This is a genomic window from Andreprevotia sp. IGB-42, from assembly GCF_009848685.1.
Lineage (GTDB): Bacteria > Pseudomonadota > Gammaproteobacteria > Burkholderiales > Chitinibacteraceae > Andreprevotia.
Genome location: NZ_WXTX01000033.1, coordinates 1 through 5654, shown reverse-complemented (window position 1 = coordinate 5654; position 5654 = coordinate 1). Strand labels below are relative to the sequence as shown.

The window sequence follows — 5654 nt, the reverse complement described above, 5'->3', positions numbered from 1 at the left end:
TGTGTTACAGATCAGCGACTTAGGGTGTTTGTTGAAGATTTTTCGCCGGGGGTGTTGACGACTTTGTCTGGCCTGCGTATATTTCGGTTTCTCCGCTGCAGACACAGCGAAACACGAAGCGAAACGAAGAGTTTAGCAGAGTTTTCGGGTGGCGCAGCAAGCGATCTTTAACAAATTACAGCCGATGAGTGTGAGTGCTTGAAGAAGACATCAAGCACTTACACAGATGTAAAAGCTAGCCCAAGCGATTGGGTTGGTTTTGAGTTTTGTAAGCGCGAGTATAAGTAACAGAGATTGAACTAAAGAGTTTGATCCTGGCTCAGATTGAACGCTGGCGGAATGCTTTACACATGCAAGTCGAACGGATTTGCGGGGCTTGCTCCGCAAGTTAGTGGCGAACGGGTGAGTAATACATCGGAACGTACCCAGTAATGGGGGATAACTCTCCGAAAGGAGTGCTAATACCGCATACGCCCTGAGGGGGAAAGTGGGGGATCGCAAGACCTCACGTTATTGGAGCGGCCGATGCCTGATTAGCTAGTTGGTAGGGTAAAAGCCTACCAAGGCGACGATCAGTAGCGGGTCTGAGAGGACGACCCGCCACACTGGGACTGAGACACGGCCCAGACTCCTACGGGAGGCAGCAGTGGGGAATCTTGGACAATGGACGAAAGTCTGATCCAGCAATTCCGCGTGGGTGAAGAAGGCCTTCGGGTTGTAAAGCCCTTTTGTCCGGGAGGAAATCCTGACTTTTAATACAGGTCGGGGATGACAGTACCGGAAGAATCAGCACCGGCTAACTACGTGCCAGCAGCCGCGGTAATACGTAGGGTGCAAGCGTTAATCGGAATTACTGGGCGTAAAGCGTGCGCAGGTGGCTTGTTAAGACAGTCGTGAAATCCCCGGGCTCAACCTGGGAACTGCGATTGTGACTGGCTCGCTAGAGTATGGGAGAGGGGGGTGGAATTCCGCGTGTAGCAGTGAAATGCGTAGAGATGCGGAGGAACACCGATGGCGAAGGCAACCCCCTGGCCTAATACTGACACTCATGCACGAAAGCGTGGGGAGCAAACAGGATTAGATACCCTGGTAGTCCACGCCCTAAACGATGTCTACTAGTTGTTGGGGATTTCGGTCCTTAGTAACGCAGCTAACGCGAGAAGTAGACCGCCTGGGGAGTACGGTCGCAAGATTAAAACTCAAAGGAATTGACGGGGGCCCGCACAAGCGGTGGATGATGTGGATTAATTCGATGCAACGCGAAAAACCTTACCTGGTCTTGACATGTCGAGGATCCCGAAGAGATTTGGGAGTGCCGCAAGGAACTCGAACACAGGTGCTGCATGGCTGTCGTCAGCTCGTGTCGTGAGATGTTGGGTTAAGTCCCGCAACGAGCGCAACCCTTGCCATTAGTTGCTACCATTCAGTTGAGCACTTTAATGGGACTGCCGGTGACAAACCGGAGGAAGGTGGGGATGACGTCAAGTCCTCATGGCCCTTATGACCAGGGCTTCACACGTCATACAATGGTCGGTACAGAGGGTCGCCAACCCGCGAGGGGGAGCCAATCTCATAAAACCGATCGTAGTCCGGATTGCACTCTGCAACTCGAGTGCATGAAGTCGGAATCGCTAGTAATCGCGGATCAGCATGTCGCGGTGAATACGTTCCCGGGCCTTGTACACACCGCCCGTCACACCATGGGAGTGGGTTTTACCAGAAGTAGCTAGGGTAACCTTCGGGAGCCCGGTTACCACGGTAGGATTCATGACTGGGGTGAAGTCGTAACAAGGTAGCCGTAGGGGAACCTGCGGCTGGATCACCTCCTTTCAGAGAAAGTCTGATTCAAGTACTCACACTCATCGGCTGTAGATTTTAAAGATACGGAGACGCGGCGCGAGCTGCGGACTCGGTTGGAAAGCTGGGTCAGTAGCTCAGTCGGTTAGAGCACCGTCTTGATAAGGCGGGGGTCATAGGTTCGATTCCTATCTGACCCACCAGGTTTCGATTCGATGGGGGTTTAGCTCAGTTGGGAGAGCATCTGCTTTGCAAGCAGAGGGTCGTCGGTTCGATCCCGTCAACCTCCACCACCTTGCGGTGAGCAATATTAAACCCGCAAGCCAATCGGATGAGTCGATGTATTTCCGTGATTGCAAGTATCCAGAAGTCAGTGTTTTTGCTGTGTCAAAAATATTGTGTTCTGACTGCTTCAGTTAGAGCGTGTGAAAGCGCTGTATCTTGATCTTTAACAAAATAGAAGAAGCAAGACTCAAATTTAGATTTAAATTGGGTTTGATTGTATCGACGTGAAGCGGGCCAAAACGCGGTTCGTGAAACGTGCAAACATGCTATGACCTTGACGTGTTTGAGGTTATAGGATCAAGCGAATAAGTGCATCTGGTGGATGCCTTGGCGATTACAGGCGATGAAGGACGCGCAAGCCTGCGAAAAGGTTCGGGGAGCTGGCAATGGAGCTTTGATCCGGACGTATCCGAATGGGGAAACCCACACCTTTTGGTGTATCCATGACTGAATACATAGGTCATGAGAAGCGAACTCAGCGAACTGAAACATCTAAGTAGCTGAAGGAAAAGAAATCAACCGAGATTCCCAAAGTAGTGGCGAGCGAAATGGGAAGAGCCTGTACGTGATAGTCGTTGTGTTAACCGAACAGTATGGAAAGGCTGGCCATAGCGGGTGATAGCCCCGTAGGTGAAAATACAATGGTGGTACTAAGCGTACGACAAGTAGGGCGGGACACGAGAAATCCTGTCTGAATATGGGGGGACCATCCTCCAAGGCTAAATACTCGTAATCGACCGATAGTGAACCAGTACCGTGAGGGAAAGGCGAAAAGAACCCCGGGAGGGGAGTGAAATAGAACCTGAAACCGGATGCATACAAACAGTGGGAGCGGACTTGTTCCGTGACTGCGTACCTTTTGTATAATGGGTCAGCGACTTACGTTCAGTAGCGAGCTTAACCGAATAGGGGAGGCGTAGGGAAACCGAGTCCGAATAGGGCGCATAGTTGCTGGGCGTAGACCCGAAACCAAGTGATCTATCCATGGCCAGGATGAAGGTGCGGTAACACGCACTGGAGGTCCGAACCCACTAATGTTGCAAAATTAGGGGATGAGCTGTGGATAGGGGTGAAAGGCTAAACAAACTTGGAAATAGCTGGTTCTCCCCGAAAACTATTTAGGTAGTGCCTCAAGTATCACTAACGGGGGTAAAGCACTGTTATGGCTAGGGGGTCATCGCGACTTACCAAACCATGGCAAACTCTGAATACCGTTAAGTGCGAGCTTGGGAGACAGACATCGGGTGCTAACGTCCGGTGTCAAGAGGGAAACAACCCAGACCGCCAGCTAAGGTCCCAAATGCATAGTTAAGTGGAAAACGAGGTGGGAAGGCACAGACAGCCAGGATGTTGGCTTAGAAGCAGCCATCATTTAAAGAAAGCGTAATAGCTCACTGGTCGAGTCGTCCTGCGCGGAAGATGTAACGGGGCTCAAACTATGAACCGAAGCTGCGGATATGTGTTTACACATATGGTAGGGGAGCGTTCCGTACGCCTGTGAAGGTGGCTTGAGAAGGCTGCTGGAGGTATCGGAAGTGCGAATGCTGACATGAGTAGCGTTAAAACGGGTGAAAAGCCCGTTCACCGAAAGCCCCAGGTTTCCTACGCAACGTTAATCGGCGTAGGGTGAGTCGGCCCCTAAGGCGAGGCTGAAAAGCGTAGTCGATGGAAAACAGGTTAATATTCCTGTACCGATTCTTGGTGCGATGTGGGGACGGAGAAAGGTAGGTCAGCCGGGTGTTGGATGTCCCGGTTTAAGCGTGTAGGTGGGGGATTTAGGCAAATCCGGATCCCTGTTAACACTGAGGCGTGATGACGAGGTCTCATTGAGACCGAAGTGATTGATCCTATGCTTCCAGGAAAAGCCACTAAGCTTCAGCCAAGAATTGACCGTACCGCAAACCGACACTGGTGGGCAGGATGAGAATTCTAAGGTGCTTGAGAGAACTCAGGAGAAGGAACTCGGCAAATTGACACCGTAACTTCGGGAGAAGGTGTGCCTCTGTAGCGTGAAGCGACTTGCTCGTGGAGCGTGAAGAGGTTGCAGTGAAAAGGTGGCTGCGACTGTTTATCAAAAACACAGCACTCTGCAAAGACGAAAGTCGACGTATAGGGTGTGACGCCTGCCCGGTGCTGGAAGGTTAAGTGATGGGGTGCAAGCTCTTGATCGAAGCCCCAGTAAACGGCGGCCGTAACTATAACGGTCCTAAGGTAGCGAAATTCCTTGTCGGGTAAGTTCCGACCCGCACGAATGGCGTAACGATGGCCACACTGTCTCCTCCTGAGACTCAGCGAAGTTGAAATGTTTGTGAAGATGCAATCTCCCCGCTGCTAGACGGAAAGACCCCGTGAACCTTTACTGTAGCTTTACATTGGACTTTGAAGTGGTTTGTGTAGGATAGGTGGGAGGCTTTGAAGTGAGGACGCTAGTTCTCATGGAGCCGTCCTTGAAATACCACCCTGACCCCTTTGAGGTTCTAACCTTGGTCCGTTATCCGGATCGGGGACCGTGTATGGTAGGCAGTTTGACTGGGGCGGTCTCCTCCCAAAGTGTAACGGAGGAGCTCGAAGGTCACCTAGGTACGGTCGGACATCGTACTGATAGTGTAATGGCACAAGGTGGCTTGACTGCGAGACCGACAAGTCGAGCAGGTGCGAAAGCAGGACATAGTGATCCGGTGGTTCTGTATGGAAGGGCCATCGCTCAACGGATAAAAGGTACTCCGGGGATAACAGGCTGATTCCGCCCAAGAGTTCACATCGACGGCGGAGTTTGGCACCTCGATGTCGGCTCATCACATCCTGGGGCTGTAGCCGGTCCCAAGGGTATGGCTGTTCGCCATTTAAAGTGGTACGTGAGCTGGGTTCAAAACGTCGTGAGACAGTTTGGTCCCTATCTGCAGTGGGCGTTGGAAATTTGAGGGGGGCTGCTCCTAGTACGAGAGGACCGGAGTGGACGCATCTCTGGTGTACCGGTTATCACGCCAGTGGTATCGCCGGGTAGCTAAATGCGGAATAGATAAGCGCTGAAAGCATCTAAGCGCGAAACTAGCCTCGAGATGAGATTTCCCTGGGCTTTAAGCCTTCTGAAGGGTCGTGGAAGACCACCACGTTGATAGGTCGGGTGTGGAAGCGCAGTAATGCGTTAAGCTAACCGATACTAATTGCCCGTGCGGCTTGATCCTATAACCTGAAGCGCGATGAGTGCTGATGGTAGGTTTGCGAGTTGCAATCAGACCCGATCGAGATGAAAGTCGAGATCAAGTAAAGCTAAATTTGAGCGTCGCGGGGTGCTGAGGAATCGGTGCTGCGAGACGATTGTAGTGAAGACTGCTTCTTCTATTGAATTCGGAGATATGACTAGTATTACAGTCGTAACTCAACCAGTTACGTCTGGCGACCATAGCGAGTTGGCCCCACGCCTTCCCATCCCGAACAGGACCGTGAAACGACTTTGCGCCGATGATAGTGCGGATACCCGTGTGAAAGTAGGTCATCGCCAGACTCCCCATGCGAACCCCCAGCTCCGGCTGGGGGTTTTTGCTTTGGGGTGGCGGGAAGTGCGCAGCACG

2 tRNA genes and 3 rRNA genes are annotated in these 5654 nt (G+C 51.9%); all 5 read left to right on the top strand.

Annotated features, from left to right (window positions below):
* Nucleotides 1–296 precede the first annotated feature (296 nt).
* Nucleotides 297–1830 (top strand): 16S ribosomal RNA (locus IGB42_RS21685).
* 93 nt (nt 1831–1923) lie between these two features.
* Nucleotides 1924–2000: transfer RNA gene (locus IGB42_RS21680), tRNA-Ile, on the top strand.
* Nucleotides 2001–2014: 14 nt separating this feature from the next.
* Nucleotides 2015–2090, top strand: a tRNA-Ala gene (locus IGB42_RS21675).
* A gap of 287 nt (nt 2091–2377) precedes the next feature.
* A 23S ribosomal RNA gene (locus IGB42_RS21670) occupies nt 2378–5267 on the top strand.
* A gap of 207 nt (nt 5268–5474) precedes the next feature.
* Nucleotides 5475–5587 (top strand): 5S ribosomal RNA (gene rrf, locus IGB42_RS21665).
* The 16S, 23S and 5S rRNA genes sit together here with 2 tRNA genes alongside, the layout of an rRNA operon.
* Nucleotides 5588–5654 lie beyond the last annotated feature (67 nt).